General features: G+C 57.1%; 20 protein-coding genes and 1 CRISPR repeat array. Of the genes, 12 read left to right on the top strand and 8 right to left on the bottom strand.

The annotated features are described in order from the left end of the window. Nucleotides 1–16 precede the first annotated feature (16 nt). The 10 genes from B5G03_RS15970 (at nucleotide 17) to B5G03_RS15925 (ending at nucleotide 12,237) form a co-directional block, all read left to right on the top strand. Nucleotides 17–916: a carbohydrate ABC transporter permease gene (locus B5G03_RS15970; RefSeq protein ID WP_087182661.1), complete on the top strand. Its 900-nt coding sequence runs from the start codon at nucleotides 17–19 to the stop codon at nucleotides 914–916. 15 nt (nucleotides 917–931) lie between these two features. Beyond that, nucleotides 932–1,756 (top strand): carbohydrate ABC transporter permease, encoded by an 825-nt coding sequence (locus tag B5G03_RS15965; RefSeq protein ID WP_087182660.1) that lies wholly within the window; start codon nucleotides 932–934, stop codon nucleotides 1,754–1,756. Nucleotides 1,757–1,778: 22 nt separating this feature from the next. Further along, entirely contained in the window at nucleotides 1,779–2,858 is a 1,080-nt protein-coding gene (locus B5G03_RS15960; protein WP_087182659.1) for a glycoside hydrolase family 130 protein, read from the top strand. Between the two features lie 186 nt (nucleotides 2,859–3,044). Continuing rightward, nucleotides 3,045–4,070, top strand: coding sequence for a LacI family DNA-binding transcriptional regulator (locus tag B5G03_RS15955; RefSeq protein WP_087182658.1), 1,026 nt, complete (start codon nucleotides 3,045–3,047; stop codon nucleotides 4,068–4,070). A gap of 26 nt (nucleotides 4,071–4,096) precedes the next feature. Further along, entirely contained in the window at nucleotides 4,097–5,713 is a 1,617-nt protein-coding gene (locus B5G03_RS15950; RefSeq protein ID WP_087182657.1) for an alpha-glucosidase, read from the top strand. Further along, nucleotides 5,710–8,148 carry a beta-mannosidase gene (locus B5G03_RS15945; RefSeq protein ID WP_343286913.1) on the top strand — a complete coding sequence of 813 codons (2,439 nt, stop codon included), beginning with the start codon at nucleotides 5,710–5,712 and terminating at the stop codon, nucleotides 8,146–8,148. The genes B5G03_RS15950 and B5G03_RS15945 overlap by 4 nt, the downstream gene beginning before the upstream one ends. 6 nt (nucleotides 8,149–8,154) lie before the next feature. Next, nucleotides 8,155–8,556, top strand: coding sequence for a cytidine deaminase family protein (locus B5G03_RS15940; RefSeq protein WP_087182656.1), 402 nt, complete (start codon nucleotides 8,155–8,157; stop codon nucleotides 8,554–8,556). Nucleotides 8,557–8,586: 30 nt separating this feature from the next. Then, nucleotides 8,587–10,275 (top strand): phospho-sugar mutase, encoded by a 1,689-nt coding sequence (locus B5G03_RS15935; RefSeq protein ID WP_087182655.1) that lies wholly within the window; start codon nucleotides 8,587–8,589, stop codon nucleotides 10,273–10,275. A gap of 25 nt (nucleotides 10,276–10,300) precedes the next feature. Further along, nucleotides 10,301–11,236, top strand: a complete 936-nt coding sequence (locus B5G03_RS15930) for a type I phosphomannose isomerase catalytic subunit (RefSeq protein ID WP_087182654.1) — start codon at nucleotides 10,301–10,303, stop codon at nucleotides 11,234–11,236. Nucleotides 11,237–11,283: 47 nt separating this feature from the next. Beyond that, nucleotides 11,284–12,237 (top strand): ROK family protein, encoded by a 954-nt coding sequence (locus B5G03_RS15925; protein WP_087182653.1) that lies wholly within the window; start codon nucleotides 11,284–11,286, stop codon nucleotides 12,235–12,237. A 152-nt stretch (nucleotides 12,238–12,389) separates the two neighbouring features. On the opposite strand, the gene dagF is transcribed toward B5G03_RS15925, so the two are convergent. The 4 genes from dagF to B5G03_RS15905 are packed head-to-tail and all read right to left on the bottom strand — an operon-like array spanning nucleotide 12,390 to nucleotide 15,644. Continuing rightward, the gene (dagF, locus tag B5G03_RS15920; protein WP_087182679.1) at nucleotides 12,390–13,124 is read right to left on the bottom strand and encodes a 2-dehydro-3-deoxy-phosphogluconate aldolase; all 735 of its coding nucleotides are present in this window, start codon (nucleotides 13,122–13,124) and stop codon (nucleotides 12,390–12,392) included. Nucleotides 13,125–13,129: 5 nt separating this feature from the next. Next, complete coding sequence (locus B5G03_RS15915; RefSeq protein WP_087182652.1) at nucleotides 13,130–14,239, bottom strand: DgaE family pyridoxal phosphate-dependent ammonia lyase; 1,110 nt, start codon at nucleotides 14,237–14,239, stop codon at nucleotides 13,130–13,132. Between the two features lie 23 nt (nucleotides 14,240–14,262). Next, nucleotides 14,263–14,910 (bottom strand): DUF4310 family protein, encoded by a 648-nt coding sequence (locus B5G03_RS15910; protein ID WP_087182651.1) that lies wholly within the window; start codon nucleotides 14,908–14,910, stop codon nucleotides 14,263–14,265. After that, nucleotides 14,907–15,644: an AAA family ATPase gene (locus tag B5G03_RS15905; RefSeq protein ID WP_087182650.1), complete on the bottom strand. Its 738-nt coding sequence runs from the start codon at nucleotides 15,642–15,644 to the stop codon at nucleotides 14,907–14,909. The genes B5G03_RS15910 and B5G03_RS15905 overlap by 4 nt, the downstream gene beginning before the upstream one ends. A gap of 370 nt (nucleotides 15,645–16,014) precedes the next feature. Here B5G03_RS15905 and B5G03_RS15900 point away from each other — a divergent pair, with 370 nt between their 5' ends. Next, entirely contained in the window at nucleotides 16,015–17,640 is a 1,626-nt protein-coding gene (locus B5G03_RS15900; RefSeq protein ID WP_087182649.1) for a DUF6076 domain-containing protein, read from the top strand. 29 nt (nucleotides 17,641–17,669) lie between these two features. Then, nucleotides 17,670–17,873 (top strand): DUF7695 domain-containing protein, encoded by a 204-nt coding sequence (locus tag B5G03_RS15895; RefSeq protein WP_087182648.1) that lies wholly within the window; start codon nucleotides 17,670–17,672, stop codon nucleotides 17,871–17,873. 184 nt (nucleotides 17,874–18,057) lie between these two features. On the opposite strand, the gene B5G03_RS15890 is transcribed toward B5G03_RS15895, so the two are convergent. From B5G03_RS15890 to cas9, 4 genes are all read right to left on the bottom strand, one after another. Beyond that, the gene (locus B5G03_RS15890) at nucleotides 18,058–19,224 is read right to left on the bottom strand and encodes a Fic family protein (protein ID WP_087182647.1); all 1,167 of its coding nucleotides are present in this window, start codon (nucleotides 19,222–19,224) and stop codon (nucleotides 18,058–18,060) included. Between the two features lie 342 nt (nucleotides 19,225–19,566). Then, nucleotides 19,567–21,316: direct repeats of the CRISPR family, unit length 36 nt; unit sequence GTATCAGTTTATCAATATCCATCAGAGAACCAAAAC. Nucleotides 21,317–21,365: 49 nt separating this feature from the next. Next, entirely contained in the window at nucleotides 21,366–21,689 is a 324-nt protein-coding gene (gene cas2, locus B5G03_RS15885) for a CRISPR-associated endonuclease Cas2 (RefSeq protein WP_242962504.1), read from the bottom strand. Further along, entirely contained in the window at nucleotides 21,682–22,602 is a 921-nt protein-coding gene (gene cas1 / locus B5G03_RS15880; protein ID WP_087182646.1) for a type II CRISPR-associated endonuclease Cas1, read from the bottom strand. The genes cas2 and cas1 overlap by 8 nt, the downstream gene beginning before the upstream one ends. Continuing rightward, the gene (gene cas9, locus B5G03_RS15875) at nucleotides 22,563–25,997 is read right to left on the bottom strand and encodes a type II CRISPR RNA-guided endonuclease Cas9 (RefSeq protein ID WP_162613439.1); all 3,435 of its coding nucleotides are present in this window, start codon (nucleotides 25,995–25,997) and stop codon (nucleotides 22,563–22,565) included. The genes cas1 and cas9 overlap by 40 nt, the downstream gene beginning before the upstream one ends. Nucleotides 25,998–26,693: the final 696 nt, after the last annotated feature.

The following is a 26,693-nucleotide window of genomic DNA, read 5'->3' as shown; positions in this document are numbered from 1 at the left end:
TGAACAGGAGTGTTGCATGATGAAGAAAAACAACGCGACCAACCGCCGCCGCGAACTGGTGGGCTGGGCGCTCAACGCGCCTTACCTGCTGTATTCGCTGGTGTTCTTTTTACTGCCCCTGATCTGGGCGTTCTGGCTGTCCATGATGGACTGGAACCTGATGTCCAAGGACAAGACCTTCGTGGGGGCAAAGAATTTCCTTGACCTTTTCTCCGATCCCAAGGTTCAGGCCGCATTTATCAACTCTTACCGGTACCTACTGCCGGTGGTGCTGCTGTGCTTCTTCTTCGGCCTGGTGATCGCGCTGCTGGTCTCCAAACTGCCGGATAAGATCAAAGGCATCGTTGCGGTGCTGTTCTTTATCCCCTACCTCACCTCCGGCGTTGCCACTTCCGTTGTGGTCAAATACTTCTTTAACTACAACTCCATCTTCAACGAGTTTCTGCGCAACAATTTCGACCTGACCATCAACTGGCTCACCGATGAGCGCTACGCCTTCGGCGTGATGGTGGGCATCGTGGTGTGGAAGATGTCCGGCTACTACGCGCTGTTCATCCTGTCCGGTATCGAGAGCATCGGCACCGACGTGAACGAGGCCGCCGCGCTGGACGGCTCCACCGGCCTGCACAAGCTGATCCACGTCACCCTGCCCATGATCATGCCCACCCTTACCACCGTTCTGGTGCTGGCCACCGGCCTGGCGTTCGGCATCTACACCGAGCCCTTCCTGCTCACCGGCGGCGGCCCCAACCTCTCCACCACCACCTGGCAGCTGGAGATCTACAACACGTCCTTTACCCGCTTCCAGTCCGGCTACGGCGCGGCCATGGCCATTGCCAGCGCGGTGCAGATCTTCGTGACCCTGCGCATCGTGAACTTTGTGTCGGATAAGCTCAACAAGCGGTTCGGCTTTTAAGGAGGACCTTTGACGATGAAAAAGAAAGTCACTGTGAAGACCGTCCTGATCATGGCGGTCACGCTGATCCTGCTGGCGATCTCGCTGTTCCCCTTCTACTACATGGTGGTGCAGTCGCTCCAGCCCTGGGACATGGTGGACAAGACCCTTGTTCCCACCGATCTGACCCTGCGCAGCTATGAATACCTGATCGGCAAGGGCGGCGCCACCAACTCCATGATGTGGATTCGCGCTCTGCTGAACTCTCTGCTGGTTTCTCTGCCCACTGCGGTGATCTCGGTTGCCATCGGCCTGGCCATGGGCTACACCCTGTCCAAGCTGGGCTTCCGGGGCGAGAAGTTCATCATGGACTCCCTTTTGTTCCAGATGTTCTTCCCCACCATCATCCTGCTGGTCCCCCGCTACATGATCGCCAAGTCTCTGGCCAACACCTACGCGGGTATGATCATCCCCATGTGTATCTCCATCTGGGCCATCTTCATGTACATCAACTACTTCAAGACCGTGCCCGGCGCGGTGTTTGAGGCGGCCCGCATCGACGGCGCCGGCGATCTGCGCATTCTGTGGAGCATCGCCCTGCCGGTCACCAAGTCGGTGAGCACCATCGTGTTCCTGTCCATCTTCATGCAGCGCTGGAGCGAGCTGATGTGGGACATGCTGATCTCTCCCGACATCAAGATGCAGACCCTGAACGTGTTGATCTCCACCCAGTTCAAGCCCATGGGCGCCTTCCCCGGTCCCATGTACGCAGCGTCTGTGATCCTGACTCTGCCCATCATCATCCTGTTCCTGTGCTTCTCGAAATACTTCAAAGAGGGCATCAGCTTCATGCTGAAGTAACTACCGAAAGGGGTATCCTTTTATGAACATCAAACGTTGTGAAAAAAATCCGCTGATCTGTCCTTCCGACGTAAAGCCCAGCCGTCCGGACTTCAAGGTGGAGGGCGTGTTCAACTGCGGCGTTGCACGCTACAATGACCAGGTCATCCTGCTGTGCCGTGTGGCCGAGTCCGCCGTGGGCACCAGCGAGGACGAAGTCCGCGTGCCCGTGGTGGTCAACAACAACGGCACCGACCAGATCGACGTGATCACCTTCGTGAAGAGCGAGCATCCCGAGCTGGACTTCTCCGACTCCCGCGAGATCCACCGCTCCGGCGCGGCCCGGGGCAAGATCGTGAACCTGACCTCTCTGTCCCACCTGCGGGTGGCCCGCAGCACCGACGGCGTACACTTCGAGATCGCCGACCAGCCCTCCATCCTGCCCAGCTCCGAGGAGGAATCCTGGGGCATGGAGGACCCCCGCATCACCCAGATCGGCGATGTGTACTACATCAACTACACCTCGGTGACCCCCAACGGCCCCGCCACCTCGCTGATCAGCACCCGGGACTTTGAGCAGTTCACCCGCCACGGCGTGATCTTCGCGCCGGAAAACAAGGATGTGACCATCTTCCCCGATAAGATCGGCGGCATGTACATGGCCTTCAACCGCCCGGTGCCCAGCGCCATCGGCGGCCCGGAAATGTGGCTGGCCAAGTCCCCCGACCTGATCCACTGGGGCGAGCAGAAGCACTTCTGCGGCCTGTCCAAGGACAGCGAGCGCTGGGACAACGGCCGCATCGGCGGCGGCGCGGTGCCCTTCCTCACCGAGAAGGGCTGGGTGAAGATCTACCACGCGGCTGACCGGAACAACCGGTACTGCCTGGGCGCCTTCCTGCTGGACAAGGATGACCCCTCCCGTATCCTGGCCCGCACCCGCGAGCCCATCCTGCAGCCCGAGGCCGAGTACGAGCGCAACGGCTTCTTCGGCAACGTGGTGTTCACCTGCGGCTGCCTGCTGGAGGGCGGCGACGTGGTGATCTACTACGGCGCAGCCGACGACAAGATCTGCCGGGTAGACATTCCCCTGCAGGACATTTTCGACGCGATGGAAACGGTTTGACCGCCTTTCGTCCATTCTTTCGGGCCGGCAGCCGCTCAGGCTGCCGGCCTTTCCTTTACAAACATTGTTTTTAAAGTAAAAACAGACGCAGTTTCCCGTGGAGTAAATTGAATCATCCACTACAAATATGCAGGGAAATGTGATAAAATAAAGTGAATCAATGAAGCAAGAAAGCGGTGAGGCAACATGAAACGGAAAACTGCAACCATGAAGGATATCGCCGACCAATTGGGTCTGTCGGTGAACGCTGTCTCGCTGGCCCTGAAGGACCGGCCCGGCGTGAGCGACGAGACCCGCCGACAGGTGATGGAAGTCGCCCAGAATATCGGCTATGAGATCAAGCAGGCCAAACCGACCCGCACCCCGGGCAGCAAAAACATCTGCGTGCTGCTGCGCCACCGCTTTTTCCGGGATTTCCGGTTTTACGGCCGCATTCTGCTGGGCATCGAGGAGGCCGCCAAAAAGGACGGCTACGATGTGATCATCAGCTCCTTTGAGGCCGAGGAAGTACCCGCCAGCGTACAGGAAAACCGGGTGTCCGGCGTGATCGTGGTGGGCTCCATCGACGATAATTTCCTGGCTCGGCTGATGGAATACGGCATTCCCATCGTGCTGGCGGACCACCAGTCCAATGTGCACCAGCTGGACTGCATCGTATCCGACAACTATTTCGGCGCCTACCGCATGACCGTGGAGCTGATCCGCCGGGGCTATACCCGCATCGGCTTTTTCGGCGACCGGGAGTACACCCCCAGCACCCGCGACCGCTTTCTGGGCGTGCTCAAGGCCCTGCAGGACCATCTGAAGCTGAAGGGCTTCCGGGAATCGGTGGATTATCTGGAGCGCTTTTCCGCCTGCGGCCATATCGAAAACTATGTAATTAAGCAGGATGACGCGCACATTCTAAAGCTCTTCCGGGAAATCCCGGAAAAGCCGGAGGCGCTGGTCTGCTCCAACGACGAGCTGGCCATCCTGCTGATGCAGACCTTACAAAAGAACGGGATCTCGGTCCCTGAGGACGTGGGCGTCGCGGGCTTCGACGACATCGAGGCTGGCCGCATGGTCACGCCCCCCCTCACAACGGTTCATGTGCAGAAAAAGCTGATGGGGCAAAAGGCAGTGGAGCGCCTGCTGCACCGTATCGCCCACCCGGACGAAATCCCGGTGAAGCTTGCACTGAGCGTTACGATCGTGGAACGGGAGTCCGTGTGAGACGATCAACGAAATGAGGAACCCTTATGAATCAATGGTGGAAGCACACCGTTTTTTATCAGATCTACATGCCGAGCTTCTGCGACGGCAACGGTGACGGAATCGGCGATTTTATCGGCATCCGCTCCAAATTGGAATACCTGAAACAGCTGGGCGTGGGCTGCGTGTGGCTCACGCCCTTTTATCCGTCCCCCAAGGTGGACCAGGGCTACGACGTTTCCGACTACGAAAACGTGGACCCGGACTACGGCACCCTGGAGGATTTCCGCGCATTTGTCCAGCAGGCCCATGCGCTGGGCATCCGGGTGCTGGCGGACGTGGTGATGAACCACACCTCCACCGAGCATGCCTGGTTCAAGGAATCCCGCTCCAGCCGCACCAACCCCAAGCGGGACTGGTACATCTGGAAGGAGCCGGTGAACGGGGCCGAGCCCAACAACTGGGAATCCTTCTTCGGCGAAAAGGCCTGGGAGCTGGACGAGGCCACCGGCATGTACTACTACCACTCCTTCGCCAAGGAGCAGGCGGACCTGAACTGGGCCAACCCGGAAGTGAAGCAGGCCATGTTCCGCATGCTGGATTTCTGGATGGACCTGGGTGTGGACGGTTTCCGTCTGGATGTGATCAACAACCTTTCCCTGACCGATTGCATGACCGACAACCCCACCGGGCCGGACGGCGAGCAGATTCATCAGTACGACGTGAACCAGCCGGGCATCCGGCAGTTCATGCGGGATCTGCGCACCCACGTGAAGCGCCGGGGGAACATCTTCCTGGTGGGTGAGATCAGCTCGGACAAGCTGGACGTGATCCGCCCCTATGCGGACGACGACCTGCTGGACACCACCTTCAATTTCAATCTGGGCAGCATGGAGCATTTTGACTTCGACGCCTTCACCGCTGAGCTGGGCCGGATGGCCCGGGAGTACACCGGCGAGCACCTGCCCACCATCTTTTTCGGCAGCCACGACATGCCCCGCTTCCCCAGCCGCTTCGGCTTCGACGAGGCCCAGGCCCGCAATCTGTTCACCCTGCTCATGACCTTCCGGGCCTATCCCTTCATCTATTTTGGGGATGAAATCGGCATGGACAACTACGTCTGCCACAGCATCGACGACGCCCGGGACATCCAGGGCGTGATTGCCTACCACAAGGCCAAGCAGGAAAACAAGCCCGAAGAGGAATGCCTGCGGGCGCTGAACAAAGCCAGCCGGGACCACTCCCGCAACACCATGTACTGGAGCGATGCGGAATGGGGCGGCTTTTCCACCGCCCGGCCCTGGATCGGCTGGCAGCCCCAGTCCGTCCCCTGCGCCGAGGCCCAGCAAAAGGACCCGGATTCCCTGTTCCATTATCTGTCCGGCCTGGCCCACCTGCGCGCTGAACTGCCGGTGCTGGCCCAGGGCGACTGCCAGATCGAGTGTCCTGCGCCGCAGGTGCTTCTCTGCCGCCGCAGCATGCCCGGCCAGAAGCTTGTCTCGGTGATGAACTTCTCCGGCCAGCCCGTGGAGCTGACGCTGGAAGAGGGCTGGAGCCTGCACAAGACCACCCTGCCCGGCGCGGCAACGCTGCAGGCCAGCACCCTGGCGCTGCAGGCAAAGAGCGGCGCGATCCTTCTGAGCGAAACGGAGGACCGGGCATGATGCGCAAAGAACAGATGCTGACCGAGGGCTGGCAGCTGCATACCGCCGGACAGCCGGACTGGCAGCCCGCCCGGGTGCCCGGCACCGTTTACACCACCCTGTATGAGAACGGCCGCATCCCCGACCCCTACTGGCGAGACAATGCGGAAACCCTGCTCCCCCTCATGGAGCAGGACTACGAATACCGGCTGGAGTTCGACCTGACCGCCGGATACGAAACCGCCCCCCGGCTGCTGCTGCGGTTCGAGGGCGTGGACACCCTGGGCGAGATCACCCTGAACGGCCAGCTTCTGGGCCGGACCGACAACATGCACCGCACCTGGGAGTTCGAGATCACCGGCAGCGCGCTGCCCCGGGGCAACCAGCTGCTGGTGAAGCTGGCCTCTCCCCTCAAGTACATCCGCGACGCCTTCGCCCAATCGCCGGTGCGGGGCGCGGAGGACGCCATGAACGGCTTTGTTCATCTGCGCAAGGCCCACTGCATGTTCGGCTGGGACTGGGGCGCACATCTGCCGGACGCCGGTCTGTTCCGGCCGGTGGTCCTGGTGGCTGCCGGTGCACAGCGCCTGAGCGATGTGCTGGTGCGCCAGCGCCACAGCGAGAACCTGGTGGAGCTGAACCTGACCGTGAAAAACGAGCAGGGCAATCTGCCGGAATACCGGGCGTTTTTGTACAGCCCGGAGGGCGAATGCCTGTTCCAGGGCGAAAACTGCCCCACCATCCCGGTGCCGAATCCCCGGCTCTGGTGGCCCAACGGCCTGGGCGAACAGCCGCTGTACCGGCTGCGGGTGGAGCTGCTGGACGGCGGCTGCCCGGCCGACGCCTGGGAAAAGCGCATCGGCCTGCGCACCCTCACGGTGAGCCGCAAGAAAGACCAGTACGGCGAAAGCTTCGCCCATCAGGTGAACGGGGTGGAGGTCTTCGCCATGGGCGCGGACTACATCCCGGAGGACCACCTGCTGGGCCGCACCAGCGCCGAGCGCACCCGCCGCCTGCTGGAGGACTGCAAGGCGGCCAACTTCAATCTGGTCCGGGTCTGGGGCGGCGGCTACTACCCGGAGGACTGGTTCTTCGACTGCTGCGACGAGCTGGGCCTTATGGTCTGGCAGGACTTTATGTTCGCCTGCGGCATGTACCAGCTGACCGACTCCTTCGAGGCCACCATCCGGGCGGAATTTGCCGATAACATCCGCCGCCTGCGCCACCACGCCAGCCTGGCTCTGTGGTGCGGCAACAACGAGATGGAGATGTTCACCCAAAGCCGACAGTGGGTGGACGAAGAATGGCAGGTGCGGGATTATCTGATTCTGTTCGAGCGCATTCTGCCCCAGATGCTCCGCCAGCTGGACCCGGACCGCTTCTACTGGCCGGCCAGCCCCTCCTCCGGCGGCTCCTTTGACGACCCCAACTCCCCGGACCGGGGCGACGTGCATTACTGGGACGTGTGGCACGGCAACAAGCCCTTCTCGGAATACCGGAAATTCTTCTTCCGCTATGTGTCGGAATTCGGCTTCCAGTCCTTCCCCTGCAAGGCCACGGTGGACACCTTCACCCTGCCGGAGGACCGGAACGTCTTTTCCTATGTGATGGAGCGCCACCAGCGCAACGGCGCGGCCAACGGCAAGATTCTGAACTACCTGCAGCAGACCTACCGGTACCCCAACCGGTTTGAGACGCTGTTGTATGCTTCTCAGATGCTGCAGATGGATGCCATCCGCTACGGGGTGGAGCACTTCCGCCGCAACCGTGGCCGCTGCATGGGCGCGGTCTACTGGCAGCTGAACGACTGCTGGCCCGTGGCCTCCTGGTCCTCCATCGACTACACCGGCCGCTGGAAGGCGCTGCACTACGCGGCCAAGCGGTTCTTCGCGCCGGTGCTGCTCTCCTGCGAGGAGGAGGGCTGGCTCACCGATCCCAACCCCATGAACTGGCAGCATTTTGCGCCCCGCAAAACCTTCCGGCTGAATCTGTCCAACGAGACCCGCAGCGCCCAGACCGTCACGGTGCGCTGGGCCCTGCGGGAGGCGGACGGCTCGGTGCTGCGCCGGGAGGAGCAGCAGGTCACCGTTCAGCCCCTGAGCGCCCTGTGGCTGGACCGGGTGGAGCTGCCCGAGCTGGAGGAGCACCACCAGTACATCAGCTACGAGGCCGAGCAGGAAGGCCGCATCCTCTCGGAGGGCACGGTCATCCTGTCGCTGCCCAAGTACTTCCAATACCGGCAGCCGAATCTGCGCTGCACCCTGGAGGGCGAATGGCTCACCGTTCATGCCGACGCCTACGCCCGGGGCGTGGAGATTCAGAACGAGGCCGAGACCCTGCTGCTGGACGACAACTACTTCGACATGAACGCCGGAACCAAACGGATTCGCATCCTGTCCGGCCACACCCGCGGCCTTCACTGCCGCAGCGTTTACGACATCGGCCGGGAGGAGTGAGCACTTATGGAATTTGAGGAACTGTACGAGCAGGCCCGGGCCGTCCTGGCGCCCAAGCGGCTTTCGCCCTGGGCGGAGTCCGGCGGCGTGGGCGCTGCAATTTTGACGAAAGACGGCAACGTATACCGGGGCGTCTGCATCGACACCGGCTGCTCCATGGGCTTCTGCGCCGAGCACGCCGCTGCCGCCGCCATGATCACGGCGGGTGAGCATGTGATCGAGAAGATCGTGGCGGTGAACTGGGACGGCAAGGTTCTTCCGCCCTGCGGCCGCTGCCGGGAATTTCTGAGCCAGCTGGCCGAGGAAAACCGAAACGCCCAGGTGTTGGTGAAGGAAGGCGTTGTGGTCACGCTGGAGCAGCTGCTTCCCTGGGATTGGCGGGAAGCGGCGAACAACAACAGTCAATAAATGCCGAATACGGCGAAAGGATGGAACGATATGGAAATCAAGGAGCTGTTTGCACGCTGGCTGGAAAAGGCCACGGAGGACGCGGACGTGGCGGCCGAGCTGGCGGCACTGAAGGAGGCAGGCGACGAGGAGGGCATCCAGGACCGGTTTTACCGGGAGCTGGAGTTCGGCACCGGCGGCCTGCGGGGCGTGATCGGCGCGGGTAGCAACCGGATGAACATTTATAACATCCGCAAGGCCACCCAGGGCTTGGCCAACTATCTGAACGGCACCGAGCTGCCCAAGCAGGTGGCCATCGGCTACGACAGCCGCATCAAGAGCGATGTGTTTGCCCGGGAGACCGCCCGCGTGCTGGCGGCCAACGGCATCACCGCCTGGCTGTACCCCCGGCTGGAGCCCACCCCGGCGCTGAGCTGGGCGGTGCGCTACCTGGGCTGCGGCGCGGGCGTCTGCGTGACCGCCAGCCACAACCCGGCCAAGTACAACGGCTACAAGGTATACGGCGCGGACGGCTGCCAGATCACCCTGGAGGCTGCCAAGCTGATTCTGGGCCAGATCAGCAAAGTGGACTGCTTTAAGGACGTGAAGCTGGCGGACTTTGACGCCGCTTTGGCGGAAGGCGGCATCCGCTACATTCCCGAGGAATGCCTGGACGCCTTTGTGGATGCAGTCTATGCCCAGCGCGTGGGCAGCGGCGAGGGCGTGGCGGACCTGAAGCTGGTCTACACCCCGCTGAACGGCGCGGGCCTGGAGTGCGTGGAAAAGCTGCTGAAAAAGCTGGGCGTGACCCACGTGGACGTGGTGGAAGAGCAGCGCCTGCCGGACGGCAACTTCCCCACCTGCCCCTACCCGAACCCCGAGATTCGCGAGGCCATGCAGAAGGGCCTGGAGCTGTGCGACCGGGTAAAGCCGGATCTGCTGCTGGGCACCGACCCGGACTGCGACCGCTGCGGCACCGCTGTGCCGGACGGCAAGGGCGGCTACCGCCTGATCACCGGCAACGAGATGGGCGTGATCCTGCTGGACTACATCTGCCGCACCCGCAAGGCCCAGGGCACTCTGCCTGCTGCTCCCGTGGCCGTGACCACCATCGTTTCCACCGACATGGCCACTCCTGTTTGTGAGAAGTACGGCGTGGAGCTGCGCCGCACCCTGACCGGCTTCAAGTTCATCGGCGAGCAGATCGGTCTGCTGGAGAGCGAGGGCACCCCGGAGCGCTACATCTTCGGCTTTGAGGAGAGCTACGGCTACCTGTCCGGCGGCCATGTGCGGGATAAGGACGCGGTGAACGCCACCCTGCTGATCTGCGAGGCGGCCGCCTGGTACGCCAAGCAGGGCAAGACTCTGCTGGACGCCATCAACGGCCTGTACGACGAGTTCGGCTGGTACAAGAACGACCTGCTCAGCTTCGCCTTCGAGGGCGAGAGCGGCATGCACACCATGCAGCAGCTGATGAAGGACCTGCGCAGCAATCCTCCCAAGGCCATCGCCGGTCTCGAGGTGGAGCAGCTGGTGGACTACGCCGCCGAGGGCACCGGCCTGCCCAAGGCCGACGTGCTGGAGTTCCGTCTGGCGGGCAAGGCCAAGTTCATGGTGCGCCCCTCCGGCACCGAGCCCAAGATCAAGGTGTACCTGTCCGCCGTGGGCGAGAGCGAAGCCGCCGCGGACGAAATCAACGAAAAGATGGCCGCGGCCGCCAAGGCCATGATGCAGGCGTAAAGGCTGAAAAGGAGCGTGTGACAATATGGCGATTCTGAAACTGAAGCCGGAATGCAAGGATTACATCTGGGGCGGCGAGAAGCTGCGCACCGACTTTGGCATCGAGAGCGAGCTGAACCCCCTGGCCGAGGCCTGGGTGCTCTCCTGCCACAAGGACGGCCCCTCCACCATCGTGAACGGGCCGGACGCAGGCCTGACTCTGCCCCAGTACATCGAAAAACACGGCAAAGGGGTGCTGGGTGCGAATTGTGAGCGGTTCGAGAATTTCCCCATCCTGACCAAGTTCATCGACGCGAAGGATAACCTGTCCATCCAGGTGCATCCCAGCAACGAGTATGCTCTGGAGCACGAGGGCCAGTACGGCAAGACCGAGATGTGGTACGTGCTGGACTGCGAGCCCGGCGCGTTCCTGTACTATGGGTTTGACCATGAGATCAGCAAAGAGGAATTCGAGCGCCGCATTCAGGATAACACCCTCACCGAAGTGCTGAACGCCGCGCCGGTACACAAGGGCGATGTGTTCTTCATCCCCTCCGGCACCCTGCATGCCATCTGCAAGGGCATCGTGATCGCCGAGATCCAGCAGAATTCTAACGTGACCTACCGGGTATACGACTACGGCCGCGTGGGCGCGGACGGCAAGCCCCGTGCTCTGCACGTACCCCAGGCGCTGGCGGTGACCCAGTGCGTTCCTCCCCGAAAGGATTGGAATTTTGACGGACATCTGGTAAAATGTGAGTACTTCACCGCGGATGTGGTGAACGGCGAGGGCAAGGGTGTCTGCGGGCCGGAGAGCTTTGTAAGCTTCCTGGTCACCGAGGGCAGCGGCGCCCTCACCTGCGGCGGCGAGACCCTGGAAATCAAGAAGGGCGACAGCCTGTTCCTGCCCGCAAACAGCGGCGAATGGACCCTTTCCGGCAGCGCCACCACCCTGGTTTCCTGGGTGACCGGCGAGGCCTGAGCGGATACAAAAACTCACATAACACGCAAAACGGAGGATGATCGCAGATGAAACCTTACAAGATCGGCATTGATCTGGGCGGTACCAACATCAAGGCAGGCGTAGTGGACGCAGACAACCACATTCTGGTGAAGCTTTCCTGCCCCACCGGGGCACAGCGCCCCTGGAAGGAAGTGGCGGATGATATCGTCCGCCTGGCCCTGCAGGCACTGGAGCAGGCCGGCGTGAGCCGGGAGGACTGCGCCGGCGTGGGCATGGGCTGCCCCGGCACCGTGAACGCCGAGACCGGTGAGGTCATCTATTCCAACAACTTTGCCAACTGGGAATACCTGCCCCTGGGCTCCTATCTGACCGAGTCCCTGGGCATGCCGGTGAAGATGTCCAACGACGCCAACTGCGCGGCGCTGGGCGAATGCGCCGCCGGTGCGGCGCAGGGCAGCGCCAGCGCCGTACTGCTCACTCTGGGCACCGGCGTGGGCGGCGGCGTTGTGTGGGACGGCAAGGTCTTCGAGGGCGGCCCCGGCGGCATGGAGCTGGGCCACACCCAGCTGATCCACGGCGGCGAGCTGTGCACCTGCGGCCGCAAGGGCTGCATCGAGGCCTATTGCAGCGCCAACGCCCTGATTCGTCAGGCTCAGCGCGCCGCCCAGGCTGATCCCGCCAGCATGATGAACCAGCTGTGCGGCGGCGATCTTGCCAACATGAACGGCAAGATCCCCTTCGATGCCGCACAGGCGGGCGACAAGACCGCCCAGGCGGTCATCGACCAGTACCTGCTCTGGCTGGGCGAAGCCATCACCGACATGGTGAACATCTTCCGTCCCCAGGTGGTGCTGATCTCCGGCGGCGTTTGCGCCCAGGGCGAGGTGCTCACCAAGCCCCTCACCGAGTTTGTGCAGGAGAACGCCTTCGCCGGTCGGCGCATTCCCACGCCTCCGGTGCGCATTGCCAGCCTGGGCAGCGACGCCGGTCTCATCGGCGCGGCCTGCCTGGTCGGCTGATTTTCCGCGTTTTGAATCACAAAAAGGCCCGCACGGCAAATGCCGTGCGGGCCTTTTTTCTGCATTTCGCAGATTTTGAGAAGAGAGAAAAGCCGCCGCTCCCGGATGTGAAACAGGACCAGCGGCTTTTGTTAGGAGGGCTTAAGAATGAATCAGACCAGTTCCTTCACGATCTTCATCAGGTTGCGTACTTCCTCGGGCTTGGTGTTGCCGGTCTCCTTGTCGATGATGGAGGTGTACACATGGGGGATTACCTTCTGCACGCCGGCATTCAGGATGATCTCCATGATCTCGCGGAAGTTCTCGGGATCAATACCGCCGGTGGGCTCCAGAACAAAGTTGTTGCGGGCGCAGGCCTCAGCCACAGCGCGCAGCTCCTCGCGGCACTTCAGGCCGCCCATGGGGAAGAACTTGATGGAGTTGCCGCCCATCTCGCGGATCATGGCGATGGCGGTGTCCACCGGAACGTTGGCGGGCTCGGCGCAGTCCTTGGAGATGGGGCCGGTGGAGATCTTCACCAGACCGGGGGTACCGGTGGGAGATACCAGGGCGTTGATGTGGCTGAACTCATTGTCCACGTTGGCGCGGGTGTAGCCCACAGCGGAGAACACCTGGTTGAAGTGGTTGGCCTTGATCTCCTTGGCGATGTCGGCCACGGCCTTCCACTGCTTGGGGTTGCCGCCGCCCAGACCGACGGACAGGTTGCCTTCCAGCACTTCCATGTAGCGCTTCATGTCCTCCACGGCGCTTTCCACATCGGGATAATTGGTGGACAGCACGCCCACTTCCACATGGCCCTCAGCGGCCTCATACAGTTCCTTCGCGTTCTCCACGCTGCCGCCCAGCACGTTCAGGCATACGCGGTCATGATAATAAGCAATTGCCATAATGATCAACCTCCAATGATTTCCTTCAGGCGTTTCACGATCAGTTCCTTGTCGCCCTCCACCATGGGACGGGGGTCAAAGTCGATCTTGCCCAGATTCAAAAACTCGGTGCGGGCGTAGATGGAGGGGTTGCCCTGCCGCAGCTGGCGGTTGATCTCCTCCATGGTGCACCCGATCTCGACGGCGGGGTCCAGGGTCACCCGGGCGCGGTAGATGGCACGGCCGGCCTCGTCCTGGATCTCCTGAGCCTTCAGCCCGGGAATCTTGCCGATCTCCTCGCACAGGTAGCGCACCTTTTCCCGGTTTTCCCGCACTTCCTTTTCGTGGTCCTTGTTCTCGTAGCGCTCCAGCGCCTTCAGCAGGCCCATGATGCCTTCCTTGCCGATCTTCATGGGACGGCCGATGCCGTGGTACTGCTTCTTCACCCAGTCGATGTACTGCTTTTTGCCGGTCACAAAGCCGGATGTGGTGGCTTCCAGCGCCTTCGCGCCGCTGTAGACCACCAGGTCCGCGCCCAGGGCGATGTACTTGCGGAAGTCCTCCTCCGCAGCCGCATCCACCATCAGGGGCAGGCCGTGCCGGTGGGCGATGTCCCGCATGACCTCCAGCGAGACCATGCCCTTCTGCACGCAGTGGTGGCTCTTCACATAGAACAGCGCCACGGTCTTGTCGGTGATGGCGCCCTCGATGTCCTCAGGCACCACCTCGTTGGCGGTACCGGCTTCCACCGGAACACCGCCGCCCAGCCGGATCATGGTGGGCATGGGCGCGCCGTAGTGCACGCTGTGGCCCTTCTGAATCACGATCTCGTTGGCAAGGCCATCCGAGTTGGGCAGCCGGTCCATGAGCACCTTGTTGCCCTTGGTGATCAGGCCCGCGATGGTCAGGCAGATGGCCGCCGAAGCACTGGAGGTCACGCAGCTGTCCTCGCCGCCGGTATAGCGGGAGATGATCTCGCCTGCCTTGTCGATCAGGTCCTCGATCACCACGTAGGACTGGCCGCCCGCGATGGCCGCCTGGGCCACCTCGTCGCTCAGGGTGGAAACACCCAGAATGGTCATACGGCCGCTGGCGTTGACCACCCGCTTCAAGCCGATTTCTTCATAAACGTTCAACAAAAACGCCCCGCTTTCTCAACTTACAGGAAGATACCGCCGAACAGCATGGCGCCCAGGATGGCGCCGCCTGCCAGCTCCTTGCCCCACTTGTAGAAGATGGCGCAGCCCAGGATGGCGCCGATGCCGGCGTACACATCGTACTGAGTGGCAGCCACCACGATCAGAGGAGCCAGATAACGGCCGATGGCGTTGCCCGCGCCCATCATGATGCTGGTGCCGCCCACGGCGACGCCTTCCGGCACAGCTTTACGGATGAGCATGATCACGCCGCCCATTACCAGGCCGATCATAGCGCCCACCAGCAGGGCAACCGGGAAGCTGGAGAAGGGGAACTGCCAGCCCATGGACAGGAACAGTGCGGGGATACCGATGCCGACACCGGTCTGCAGGGTGCCGCCGATGTCCATCAGGCCAACCAGAGGACCTTCCAGCACGCGGGCGATCAAAAAGCCGGCAGCGAAGCCAGCGGCAGCGGCGTAGTCACCGCCGTCCATGCCGTCCTTCAGCATGGCCACGATGGACAGGTCGTTGAAGGCGCCGGTGCCCAGGTTGATGAACATGTAAGTACCGGCGAAGATGGCGGCCGCAGCGCCCATCACCAGCAGAATAAAGGTGTTGTCCTTCATCATGAAGGCGTCGAACTTATCCCAAAAGGTTCTTTTTTTCATAGTGTTATCCGTTGTTCCGCCTGCTGCTGTTTTGTGGGCGCAGCAGGCCCCTGATTGCCGTTCAGAAGCTTGTCTGCATCCGCTTCTTCCAGCTGGTCGAGCCATTCCACATGGTCGGTCACCTCCAGCAGCAGTCCATTGCCTGCGGGGGCAAGATTGCTCTTGACCGGCACCAGCACTCGCTGGGTGGGGGACTTGCGGTATTTGGTCACTGTGAGGATGGAGCGCACCGCACCGGCCACATCAATAGAACCGCTGGTGCGGTACAAAGCCGAGGTTCCGTTCATCTTGTTCATGTGTGCCACGATCAGGACGGCGCAGCCGGTGCGCTGGGCCATGGAGTACAGGCTACGGAAGGCGCTGCGCACCTCGTTAGCCTGGTTCATGCTGACCGATTCGCCAATGTACGCGGAAAGCGGGTCCAGAATCAGAAGCCGGGCATTTTCCTGCCGGACGGCGGCTTCCAGCCGGGTGTCATCGAAACGCAGTGGCGTTTTTGACTCGTCGATGATCTTGATGCGGGTGCAGTCTGCCTGCGCCCGCTCCAGACGGGGCTTTATGGTGTCGGCAATTCCATCTTCCGACGTCTGGTAAAGAACTGTAATCGGGTCGTTTGCCTGCGGGGAAAAGGGGAGAGCAGCCCCGGTAGAAAGCATTGCCGCCAGCGACAGCGCCACCATGGTTTTGCCGCAACCCGGGTCGCCCTGTAAAATCGTAATTTTTCCATAGGGAATGTAAGGATACTAAAGCCAGTTCACCTCCTCGGTTGGAATGTCTGCAAAGCAGAGGATTTCTTGGTCGTTCGTGAGAGTCACCTCCATTAATATTAAATTTCACGAACCCGTCCCGCCGCGCAGCGGGCAGGATGATAGGCCCTGCGTGGCTGCGCGGACGCGACGGGAACGCGGATCATTGGGGAACATGGATATTCAGTTGTCAAGGTGCCGTGAACACAAGATACCACGGCTTGACCGAAAACGCTATATGTGTTATCTTGAATTCATGTAATGTTGAAATTACACAACAAATTTGCGCCGATACACATGAAAAAACGGCCTTGTTGAGCCATTTTTCGAGGTTTTCAAAAAAAGCGAGGATTTTACGATGTCCACAAGTTTTGTGTTCCGTTTTCAGGAAAAGCAGCTGTGTCTGCCCATCCTGGTACACCGCAATCCGCCCCCGGAGCAGACAAAAAAAGAACCCCGCCGAAGCGGGGAACGGAGATCTGTAATCGAAGTAATGAACCAGATTCAGCAGAACATGAAAGACCCGGAATATGTGGAGCACAACCAGGCCCGGATCTGGATCGAAGAATCCTGTGCTTTGGGCGATCTGGTGTTTGCCGGGCTGGATATGCCCTGGCAGGAATTCTACCAGAAGGCCCAGTCGCTGCTCCAGCAGTTTTCCGGGTGCGCGATTTCGGTCAATGCGGAGCTGCTGGAACAGACGGACTGGCGGAATTACCAGCCCCCGGAACCAGCTGAACCCGCTGCTGCCGAGACGAAAAAACGCAGATCGTTTTTCAGCCGGTTCTCCAAAGCGCCGGAAGAGACGCGCCCTGCGGAACCTCAGCCGGAACCGAAACAACCGGGCCGCAGCATCCGGCAGGCATTGGAGCATCCGGAACAGGCCCTTTATTATCAGCTGGCCCGGCTGTATCAGGAAATCCAAACCGCGCTGGGGGATTATCCGGCCATGCAGACCTTGCTGGAGCGATATTGCACCCAGGCTGCCTCGGACGTCTACCACCAGATGCTGAAAAGGCTGGGCTTCCACAACCTGACCTCGGAAGAACTGGGCCTGGTTATGGCAAATGGATTCGGCAGGATTCTCCATCAGGAGATCCAGCTCTGCTATGCGCTGGAACAGTCCAGCGAGTGTGTGGAGCGGTACCTGACCTGCTGGCCCCAGCCGGATGCAACCATGGTGAGTTATGCCGATATGGATGACCGAGAGTTGAGCGCCGCCACGTATACCTCGCTCACTTTGCTGGCCGGTCAGCTGAAACAGCTGGCAAGTTTTCAACCATCTCTTGCAAGCCTGGTGGAATACACACTGGCCGCAGCGGACGCCGACCCGGAAAAACCGGCAGATTACCGCTATGGAGATGCGCTGATCACCAACCATCGGGCCGCAGTGGAAGGGAACCGGCTGTACGAGAAACTCCACATGCGGATGCTGGGACGGCTGTCCATGCCGAAAGAAGATCCGAAAGCCCGAAAGCATCCGGACATCGCCAGCCGTTCCTATCTGGTGGCGGATTGCCTTACCTCGGTGGTGATGGCGGAATTCGTGCAGATGTGCGCCCAGCACCAGACCGTCCGCCCCTGCCAGCGGTGCGGGAAGCTGTTCGTGCCCTTCAGCGGCACCGCAAAATATTGCAGCCGGACAGCCCCCAATCAGGGGAAATGCACCTGCAAAAAAGCCGCCTCAGACGAGGCGGCGGAACAGAGCCAACGGGAAAATCCGGCCCTGAAACTCTATACCAAAATCGGCAACCGGCTCAACACCGGCCTTTCCCGTGTGGAAGGGCTTACCGCCGAGCGCCGCAGCAAGGTGATGAAATGCTGGCGAGCAGAGGTGAAACCACTGGTGCAGCAGTTCTCCGCTGAAAGGGAAGACTTCGACGCCGCAGCATTCGAGCAGCTGCTCACCGACCATTTCGACGATGTATGGAATCGCAAGAAAACGGAATGGGCCAAAAAGAAGAGGGGAAAGCAAACGGATTGAACGACACTGACCTTTATGGAGGAACTGAAATGAAAAAGATTATCCGAAATGCCATCCGGTGCAAATTCTGCGGTGATGTGATTGAATCGGAAACCGTGCACGATTTCAAATTCTGCTCCTGTAAAACCGTCGCAGTGGACGGCGGACAAGAATACCTTCGCCGCTGTTTCAAAAATTCTCCGGAAGATTTCGAGGATCTGAGCGTTACGGAAGAAGTTGAGGACGAGGAATAAACTGTACCTCACTGAAATTGGTCGTTTTATCTTCCTGCACAGAGCCACCCTCTTTCTAACAATCCATTCTAATCATTATTATAATCATTGTTAGAACGCGCGTTGTCCTAACAATTTAAAACACCTGCTCCGGGCAATAAGCCGAAGCAGGTTTCCTATGAACAGAGTGTTGAGAGTTCGGCTGCTATATCACCCGGTATTTCACTCGGTTTCCATATCGTGTGGAAGCCAGCATCCCCAGGGATTCGAACTTCAGGACAAAACCACGGATGGTGGCATAGGCAGCATTACCGAAATCCTTTTCCAGCTGCTTCGTAGAGAATTCTTCGTCCCCATAGCAGGAAAGGACAAACTGCCACAGAGCTGCTTCTTTTTCCGTAATTTGGCCTTGCGCTAAAGCCTCTTTGAAGGAATCCATTGCATGACCACCCATCTTGTTTTCGCCAAGCGGACGATACACCTGTTCAATAAAATAGGTAAGAAAAGGGGTCAGATCCACAATGCCACTGATTTCCTGATTGCGCTCCACCAGAGAAAATGCATTGTAGTAGCGATTGCGGCTCTCCTCCACATAGCGAGAAAGGGGCACGAACAATGCAGACGAATATCCCTGTTGTACCAGATACCACAGGTGCAAAAGCCGGGCCATCCGGCCGTTTCCATCAAAATAGGGATGGAGATATGCCAGATAGAAATGAAGAATAGCAGCCTTTAGCAGGGCATTCGTTTCGGCCCCCTCCTGGGCAAACTTGATCAGCGCAGCCATGTATTCTGGCAGTTTGGAGCACGGTAAACCAGTGTGTTCTACTTTGGCACCTACCACATACACCGCATCGTGCCGGTATCGGTTTCCTGGCAGAAGCTGGTCCTCTTCCGGCAAAAACTCTCCAATCGTCATCTGATACAACCGATACAGATTTCCCTCGGTGATCGTGTGCGATGGATCTGCAATAAATTCCAAGCCGCGTTTCATCCCATAAACGCGGTGCTCATCTTCATTGCGAGGGGAGTGCCCCGCCAGAACTCGCCGTACACTGTCGCGCGTAGTATTGATTTGCTCAATCCGGAAAGTGGAAAGGATCTCATCCTCCATTGCTTTTGCACCAAACAAGTGGTCGCTGCGCTGCGGCGTGAGAAGAATGCGTACTGCGGACAAGGAGACCTGGGTGACGCTTTCTAAGAAAACAATACGTTCTCCGTCGAAATCGTTCAGCGGTAGCTTATGATAGAAATTCTCCTTTAGAAGTGCCACAAACTCCTGAAGATCCGCTTTAGGATATTTGTAGCCCAGTTTTTTTAGATCCGTTATGCTTTTGTCTGAAAGCATTTTCGCAAACAAGGAAGCATCCATCGAAAGTTCCTCCAATACTGATACAAATTGATACTAGTTAATATCAGTATACGCCAAATCCGCAGAAGATACAACCGAAAGTACAGTAAATCCAGAAGAGATGTCCGGCTCCGGGGGTATACTTCCGCACCTCGGATACTTCGTAACGCACTCGTGTTTCAGAGAAAAGCGAATGGAACGCAAAATCACTCCGAATAGGAAGATGAAACAAAAACTCCCGTTTATGCCACCAAACTTGAAGGCGCATAAACGGGAGTTTCTGCTTGAAAAGAGATACAAACAGCGCTCCAAAATTCATCAGAGAACCAAAACATCACCGCCGCAGACATCAGCGGCGAAAAGGTATCAGTTTATCAATATCCATCAGAGAACCAAAACGGGCATATCTCAGGTGCCGTTGCTTCGCCTGTATCAGTTTATCAATATCCATCAGAGAACCAAAACCTCTGGCCCTGCAGCCATTCCTGCCGGGTCGTATCAGTTTATCAATATCCATCAGAGAACCAAAACGGAGCAAGAAAGCAAAGAACGGACAGGTTAGTATCAGTTTATCAATATCCATCAGAGAACCAAAACGTCTCTGATGACAAAACTCCCAGCCTGCTGGTATCAGTTTATCAATATCCATCAGAGAACCAAAACGGCTGTTCCGCTTGATCTGCTTGATCCGGTCGTATCAGTTTATCAATATCCATCAGAGAACCAAAACAAGCAACCTGGCAGGATGAAGCCCAGAAATGTATCAGTTTATCAATATCCATCAGAGAACCAAAACCGTGGTCTATCAGGGGGGTACAACTCGTCAGTATCAGTTTATCAATATCCATCAGAGAACCAAAACAACATGCTCACCCTTCGCCGCGAAGAACTGTATCAGTTTATCAATATCCATCAGAGAACCAAAACGTTAGCGAGTTTTGATTGAGCCGCTCTTTCGTATCAGTTTATCAATATCCATCAGAGAACCAAAACAAGCAACCTGGCAGGATGAAGCCCAGAAATGTATCAGTTTATCAATATCCATCAGAGAACCAAAACTAAACTGTTCCGCGCCTTTTGTTGCTGGTAGTATCAGTTTATCAATATCCATCAGAGAACCAAAACATACAACAAGGTTACGAACAATTATACCTAGTATCAGTTTATCAATATCCATCAGAGAACCAAAACTCGTACTGGATCATATCGTCCGTCTTTTCAGTATCAGTTTATCAATATCCATCAGAGAACCAAAACGGGAAGGTAACCACAGAAACCTCGTACAGCGTATCAGTTTATCAATATCCATCAGAGAACCAAAACACCCTTTGACATTTACAGCGCACGTTATGGGTATCAGTTTATCAATATCCATCAGAGAACCAAAACGAAGGCTATTTCGCAGTATTCAACAGCAAGTATCAGTTTATCAATATCCATCAGAGAACCAAAACCGCAACATGCCGGGCCCGCGCTACCGAGAAGTATCAGTTTATCAATATCCATCAGAGAACCAAAACAGTATACTGGGAATGATTCAAATACTGTTCGTATCAGTTTATCAATATCCATCAGAGAACCAAAACCCCACGCCCAGCTGCTTGTTATTGTAGGCGTATCAGTTTATCAATATCCATCAGAGAACCAAAACTACAGGGTATCGTGGCCCACCATCATGCCGGTATCAGTTTATCAATATCCATCAGAGAACCAAAACAGTGCCTCCAGAGGGCCGCGCGGTGCTGTTGTATCAGTTTATCAATATCCATCAGAGAACCAAAACAAGCATAAGCGTGTGAAGCAATCTGTTTGTGTATCAGTTTATCAATATCCATCAGAGAACCAAAACAACCATGTGTTGCACTGTGTAACGGACGAGGTATCAGTTTATCAATATCCATCAGAGAACCAAAACAAGATTGATAAAGTTCTGGACGATGCCACCAGTATCAGTTTATCAATATCCATCAGAGAACCAAAACATCACGCTGGGCATTTCCCTGTCGTCGTACGTATCAGTTTATCAATATCCATCAGAGAACCAAAACGTGTAGTGTGTGGTAGTATTGGATTGTATGTATCAGTTTATCAATATCCATCAGAGAACCAAAACCGCAAGATGTTGTGGATCTTGCGGTTTTGACAGCATTTGTTCTACTAGATTATATCTCAAGAAGATCTTTTGTGTCAAGAAAATGCTCGTCCTTCATTTGCGCGCCGCACAGAAGCTTCATCTGGGTGTACTGCTTTTCGGTAACGATCATGGCTCGGACAGAGCCTGCCGGCGGAAGGTTTGCCTCTACAATCCGCAGGTGTTTTTGGGCATCGTCGTGGTTTCGGGTCAGGCGGACATAAACCGAGTATTGCAGCATCATGAAACCATCGTTGATCAGGGATTTACGAAATCTGGAATACTCTTTGCGGCGCTGTTTTGTATTCACAGGCAGGTCAAAAAATACCATCAGGCGCATAAATCTCTCAGCCATCCTGTTCATCCTCAAAGGTGGGGTCGTTGCGGATGAGTTCCGGCAGCCGCAGCAGTCCGGCGTCCTGCCCTTCAATGGCACTGGTCAGGCTTTTGACATACCGATCGATGGCGTACCGCACCCGCATCTTTTGGCCATCCAGCCGGATGATATGGTTCACAAGACCGATCAGTTCCCGGCGGTTGGTGCGACTCAGCTGCTCGTACAGATCGTCGCAGTGATCATCTGTCCACAGATCAACCAGAGGGCGCAGCGGCTCCATCAGGTCGTCTGCCAGATTAAACGGATTGCCCGGACCGATGTGATGCAGCCCCAATACGCCGGAGTAGCCATATCCCGCCAGCGTTTTGGAAACGGCGGATCGGATAATCGCGTAGCCGTAATTCAGCGCAGCGTTGGTCACATCATCCAGCGTGCGGGTAAACCCGGCCCCAAATAAGGCGGGGAAATACAGCTTGGCGGCTTGTGCCTCCCGATTGCCGGAGTCGCCCGGCTGCACCGTGAGCGCCAGTTCCTCCAGCTTTTGCGCTTTGCTGCCGTTTGCCCCCACCAGACGGAGCGTTTTTGCCTGATTCTGGATTTTGGCTGTGACGATGCGCTGCCAGAGCAGGTCTTTAAAGGATTGGGAAAGCTCCATCTGTTTTTGCAGTACCGTCAAAGGGCGGTAGTGCTGTGCCAGCGGCAGGAGTTCGGCGCAGGGGAGATGTTTCTCGTCGCACAGCAGAACATGCACGCCCGCCTGTGCCAGCTGGGTCAAAACCCCCATGCTCAGCAATGTCTGGCGATTATCCACCACGACCGAGTATAGATCGCCGATGGGAACACGGGCCTCCTGCTGGGGGCTGTACACATGAAGCCAGCCATCCCGCACGGTCATTTTCTCTCCGGAAGTAACGATAAGGGTGCGCCACATGGAATTTCGCCTCCTTTTTTGCCCAGAATGCTGATGTCGTATTTTGTTACAGTGGCAGTTCCGGAAATACGGAACGGACGGGAACCGGAAGCATTCTTCTCAATTCCATTGAATTTTGCTTGTTTAATGCCTGCCGGGCTTTGGTAAAATCCTTCAAAGAGCACCCCATTGTGTGTTTGCACCTGAATATAATCATTTTTGAACAGGTACATGATGTGCTCGGCATAGTCGGCGGGGGCGGGACAGGTAAGCCACAGCTTTTTGTCTCTGCGCACCAGATCCGCCCGGGCGATTGCCCGCACTTTTGTTTTTCCGGCAGTGTCACGATAGACTTCGGTGCAATAATAACTGGTGGTGTTGAGGACGGAATAGTTGTTTGGCGCAATCTGCTTGACGCGGTACTGGTCTACCACATTGCCTTTCAGCGTTACCTTCCGGATCAGGCGGCCCTTCCGGGTGCGGAATTCCGTTTTGTTTTGCGCCGACAGAATATCTTCCAGCTTTTTGTCCCCGGTTTCGGCCAGCAGTTCGATCAGGGAGTCCCGCAGATCCCCATCGTTGGTGCAGAGCTGCGAGAGATTTTTCCAGCTCAGCTTCATTACATCGACACGTTTGGCCTCATACAAAACGCCGTCGATTTCCATGGTTCCCAGCGCATTGGCAGTGGTCAGGCCGCCCTGAACCTTTCGCTCCGGTTTGCGGCTGGTGCATGGCGGGGTCAGGCCGGCAGCAAAGGCCGGATCGTCGTGATAATGGTACAGCACACAAGCGCGGTAGGTGTCCGGGTCGATTTCTTCTCCGGGAGAACCAAAGCGGATGTTTACCTCGATATTCAGGGTTGGGATCAGTGCAGTGATCCGGTTTTTACGCTTGAGATAGGCCTGCGCTTTGGCGCGGGGAATGTGATAATACTGTTCCAGCGTTTGCAAGCTGCGCTCCAGCTGGGCACAGTATTCTGCAGTTTCCACTCCATGGCTGCTTTTCAGGATGCGGTTCAGCCGCAGATTGTCTTCCGCGATCAAGGCGGTCGCCGGGGTAATGTTAGCGATCACAACGGCATCCACCGCATGATGCAGGGTAGTCGTCTCACGCAGCTGCCCCTTTTCATCTCCGCCCCAGGTTTCCCGGTCCAGCCAGACGCGGCGGAACCGGCTGGTCAGGCCGCCTTTGACAGGAAACACAAAAGGCGTGCGGTGCTCAGCCGCCGGTGCCAGTTCCCGTTCCAGATATCCCCGCAGATACTTGGCAATATAGCGGGTATCATTTAGATTGCGGGTTTTCCATTCGTCCAGAAGCTCACTGTTTCCCAGATGCTCCAACAACAGATACTGTCGTTTTCGGTCGCTGATCACATGGTTTTTGGCCATTTGATTGACCCGTCCGATAAACAGTTCCCGCTGCTGAGGGTCACGCAGGTACATCAGCGGAGTGCGCTGCCCCTTGGTCTGGTTGGCATCGGCACAGACCAGCGCTTTGTTCTGAAGGGTGTTATCCAAAATCAGCGAAAACGGTACGATGTGGTCTACCTCATAGCTTCGGTTTTTGGAATCCAGTGCAGCCTGTTTGTCCGTGATCGGTTTGCCGGTATACAGACACTGCCAGTTTTGCTGCTGGGCCAATCGGAAACGCTCCAGCATGGAACCGTTCACCTGATCGGGACTGTGGTAGCCCATGATCTCACAAATTTGCTTTTTGTCTTTTTCGGTTTGAGCCAGATTTTGTTTATTCCTGCGATCCAGCTCGTCTCGTTCGGCCCAGGAGCGGCCCAGTTCACTGGCGACCTCTACATTCACAGCCCAGGGAGAACCATATCGTTCAATGACCGCGTTGATCACCTTTCGGGTTTCGTTGAGGCTTCGCATAACCACCGAGTTTTTTGCAAACTCGGCACTGGCGGGGAAGGCGGGTAATTTGAAATTCGCCCCACTGGCCTGACCGGGCAGGGGCTGCTCCTGTTCGTTCATTCTGCGCCACTGAAATTCACCGTACCGCTCGCCCAGCTGAAAGGCTTCCACTGCGTCCCGCATGTAATGGGCGCTGACCTTTGCTGTACCGGAAATCCGCTCTGCAGTCAGTCGGGATGCCAGCTCCGGCGAAATCCCAGGGATTTTCACCAATTCTTCCTTGCGGCGGTGAAGGGTTTGATAGAGCGACAGAACCCGCCCGATCCGATTCAGCATCGTGTTGTCATCCAGCGCTTCTTCCAGAGTGGCTCCCCCAAGAGCCTGTTCCCAGTCTATGCCGTATTTCTCCAGAATGGGACGAATCCGGCGCATAAATTTGATGCAGTTGGGCGCGCGGTCTGCGGTTTTTACGGCTTTGTTATCGATTTTGACACTGTGTTTCCTTGCGAGTTCCTGGATTCTTTTTGCGGGCAATTCCGCATCATGCAATGCTGCCTCCAGAAGATCATTGGCCAGTGTCTTGGGCATACCGAATGCAGAAGTTTTTTCATCTATATATTGATACTGTGACAGTGAGTTGGTCAGAGCATACAGATCCCCCAGCACGCTCATGCGTGGGCCGCGGTCCTCCTGCCGATAAAAGGAGCATTTCCCCAAGGCCTGCAGAAAGCCTGTGTATTTACGCATGGCATCGTCACGGTCACCGGGGCCATCTTCAAAATCCCGTTGCTCAAACATTAGCCATTCCAGAAATTCCCGGTTGGACGGCGTACGGCTTTCCTTGCGCCAGGTCACCTGGTAAGCTTCATTCAGGCAAGGGTAGAATTGTGCCTGGTTCATCAGAATAGCGTCTGCCTCTTTACGCAGCAGATCCCGGCTGATGGGATACCGAGTATCTTTATAAGGATGACTGCGGTAGGTACGCATCGGTCCGCCATCTTCCGAGGCAAAAGCGGCATCGGTCAGAAGCATTTCGGCAACAGAACGGTAATTGCCCTGCTCCATAAGGCCGGTCACCTGCTCGATTCCGCTGCGCTCCTGTTGATATTCTTTCTTTTCGGAAGCGGGCAGTTCATTCAGTTCTTCTTCGGTCAGATTGTAAAACGCCTGATATCCCCGGTGGTTGCTGATGTGAATTAGACAGGCCGCAAGCTCTACTGGTGTGAGCTGTTCGGTCAGTCCTTTGACCCGCAGACGCAGCGGATCGGATTTGCCCGATTCAAAGAATGCTTCCACTTCGCCTTCTCGGAGCAGACCGATTCGTTGTAGATGCTTTTTCAGCATCTCTCTCCGGTGGCTCCGGCGACGCACCACCCGTCTTGCGGCCCGGAACGCACGCCGTTCCTGATTGGCGTTATCTTTGGATTTTCTATTTTCCGTGGTGTCAAATATGCGTACGCCGAAGTCTTCAATGCGTGCAGGCTCATCATAGCGAATTACCGCCCAGCCCACAGACTGAATGCCTATATCCAGACCTAAAACATAGTGCATAATTGATACTCCTTCCATGTTGACAACCATTTTTTAATTCGCTATAATAAGCCCAAGCTTAGATTTTTGATGTGTCAGTTTATCAATATCCATCAGAGTAAACAGCATTGATGCCGTATCGGTTTATCAATATCCATCAGAAGTTCTAAGATAAGGCTTTACGCCGCAGGGTATGGTGGTATCCCGAACAATCCACCGTTTCAGGAATAGCGCAGCACTGGTTTCCAGTGCTGTTTTTGTTTTAATGAGAATTTATTTTATTATATCGAAATGATAAGATGGGTTCAAGGGAGTACACTCTAAACATCGGATTATGAACGGAGCTTCTGGCTATTCGCGATATAGGATCTCTGGTCTGCTATAATAAAATGAAAGTGACCGTAGATTGCAAAAATGTAGGGTCAGGAGGTCGACTGAGTGCCTCCACTGTGGTAAAATTGGCACCTTTTTATGATCGGTGCGATTTTGCTTTATTACTCAAGCAGTAACAAAGCTAAATATGATTTACGATGATCTGAATATTACTCTTGGAGAATTTTTCTCCACACCAGAATTTGACGGTCTGGAACAAGAATTAAAATCATAACCCCACGTTGAACGTGGGGTTTGCAGAACGGCCCTATAAGGGCCATTATTCCAGCAGCACCTAAAGGTGCGTAATGAGCAACGCCAACCGCACTTGGCGTTGCTTTTTTA

Source organism: Gemmiger sp. An50, from assembly GCF_002161595.1.
GTDB lineage: Bacteria > Bacillota > Clostridia > Oscillospirales > Ruminococcaceae > Allofournierella.
The sequence above is the reverse complement of the archived record's forward strand: the minus strand, read 5'-3'. Positions and strand labels throughout refer to the sequence as shown.